The organism is Candidatus Competibacter phosphatis (assembly GCF_012939995.1).
Lineage (GTDB): Bacteria > Pseudomonadota > Gammaproteobacteria > Competibacterales > Competibacteraceae > Competibacter > Competibacter phosphatis.
Window position 1 is genome coordinate 1 of record NZ_SPMZ01000090.1, and the last position, 1,958, is coordinate 1,958.

2 protein-coding genes and 1 pseudogene are annotated in these 1,958 nt (G+C 61.7%); all 3 read left to right on the plus strand.

Translation table 11 applies throughout. The annotated features are described in order from the left end of the window. The coding region (locus E4P82_RS20545) for a branched-chain amino acid ABC transporter permease (RefSeq protein WP_169250625.1) at positions 1–405 on the plus strand (405 nt) is incomplete at its 5' end. Between the two features lie 4 nt (positions 406–409). Continuing rightward, positions 410–1,453, plus strand: a complete 1,044-nt coding sequence (locus E4P82_RS20550; RefSeq protein WP_169250626.1) for a branched-chain amino acid ABC transporter permease — start codon at positions 410–412, stop codon at positions 1,451–1,453. Continuing rightward, a pseudogene (locus E4P82_RS20555) lies at positions 1,408–1,958 on the plus strand (hypothetical protein); the annotation flags it as partial. The gene E4P82_RS20550 and the pseudogene E4P82_RS20555, both read left to right, overlap by 46 nt.

The following is a 1,958-nucleotide window of genomic DNA, read 5'->3' on the forward strand; positions in this document are numbered from 1 at the left end:
TTTTTCAACCGCACCCTGTTGGGCAAGGCGTTGCTGGCCTGCTCGTTTAACCGCGACGCCGCCCAGTTGGTCGGCATCGACGTGCGGGTCATGCTGCGCCTGGCTTACGCTCTATCCGCCGCCTTGGGGGCGTTGGCCGGCATTCTGATCGCACCGATCACCTTCACTTCCTACGAGGCCGGCGTCATGCTCGGGCTCAAGGGCTTTTCCGCCGCCATCGTCGGCGGCATCGGCAACCCGATGGGCGCGGTGGCCGGCGGTCTGCTGCTGGGGGTGCTGGAAAGCCTCGGCGCGGGTTTTATCTCCTCCGGCTACAAGGATGCCATCGCCTTCCTGTTCGTATTGATGGTGCTGTTCTTCGAGCCGACCGGATTATTCGGTCACAAGACCGCGGAACGGGTCTGAACCGATGCGATTGGTCGGCTTCAGTGCCTTCGCAGTGGGGGTTGCGCTGCTGCCCTTGCTGTTTCCGAACAACTACTTCGTCACCGTGGTCGGCGTGTCCGCCGGTCTGCATGTCATTCTCGCGGTGGGTCTCAACCTGCTGATGGGCTACGCCGGGCAAATTTCTCTCGGCCACGCCGCCTTTTTCGGCATGGGTGCCTACGCCTCCGCCATTCTGACCACCCGCTACGCTTGGCCATCGCTGTTGGCCATGGCGGTGGGATTGCTGGTTGCTGGCTTAACCGCTTGGCTGCTGGCGCGGCCGATCCTGCGTCTGCGCGGTCACTATCTGGCCATGGCGACGCTGGGCTTCGGCATCATCGTCCATGTCGTCATGGTGCAAGCCACCGACTGGACCGGCGGTCCGGACGGCATGGCCGGTATTCCACCGCTGAATCTGTTGGGCTGGGAGGTTGACGATGACCGGCGCTGGTACGGCGTGGTCGCTGCCGCCGCGCTGCTGGCGATCTGGCTGTCGCTCAACATCGTCGACTCGCGGGTCGGCCGCGCCTTGCGGGCGGTGCGTGGTTCCGAATTCGCCGCGCGGATGATGGGGATCGATACCACCCGCGCCAAGACTCAGGTGTTCGTGGTTTCCGCCCTGTTCGCCGCTTTCGCCGGTAGTCTGTTTGCCCACCAGCAGGCGTTCGTCAGTCCGGATTCCTTCAATCTGCTCGTTTCGGTTGAATTGGTCATCATGGTGGTGCTCGGCGGCATGGCCTCCACCTTTGGCGCGGCCTGTGGCGCCATCGCCCTGACTTTGCTGAACGAAGGGCTGGTGGTGTTCGAGGATTACGAGATGCTGATCCACGGCGCGCTGTTGATGGTGGTGATGATTTTTCTGCCACAAGGCTTGTTCGTGGGTTTGAGTCAGGGCGGACGGCGGCTATGGAATGCCCTTTACCGTCTAGATAAAAAAACGGTAGTATTATTTTATATACACTTCTGCATGGAGGGTACGCCATGCAAAACCGCCCTTTCTTGGTCTTGCTCGTCTCTTGTCTATTAGCCATTTTGCCGCTGCCATCCAGCCCCGCGGCGGACGGCTACCTGACCGCTGCAGCGGCGATCGTTACCACGCCGGACATACCGGAGTTGTTCGTGCCGGATGAGGGTCCGACCCAACAAAGCCGGAGCAAAGCGGCGGCAACGCCGGCGGGTCGCTACCCAGTGCGGATTAACGCCCGGTTGAGCGAAACCGGCCTGCCGCCAGCCACCGTCTTGCTATCCGCGCCCAACGGTGTTCGCTATGAAGTCGTCCAGGATAACCAGATACTGCACGCCAGCGGCGGCACGACCTGGGTGGGGCATCTCAAGGACCACGACGATATCTATCGGGTGCTGGTCACCACCCAACAGGGGCATTCGTTCGGGCGTATCCTGACTCCTGACGGCGAGTTTTTGGTGGAAAGCGACGACTCGGGAACTTGGCTGCTCGACACGCACGAAGCAGGCTGGCTGCCGGCCAACACTTATGACGATGCGATTCCATCGCCTTCCTTGGCAAGCTCCAG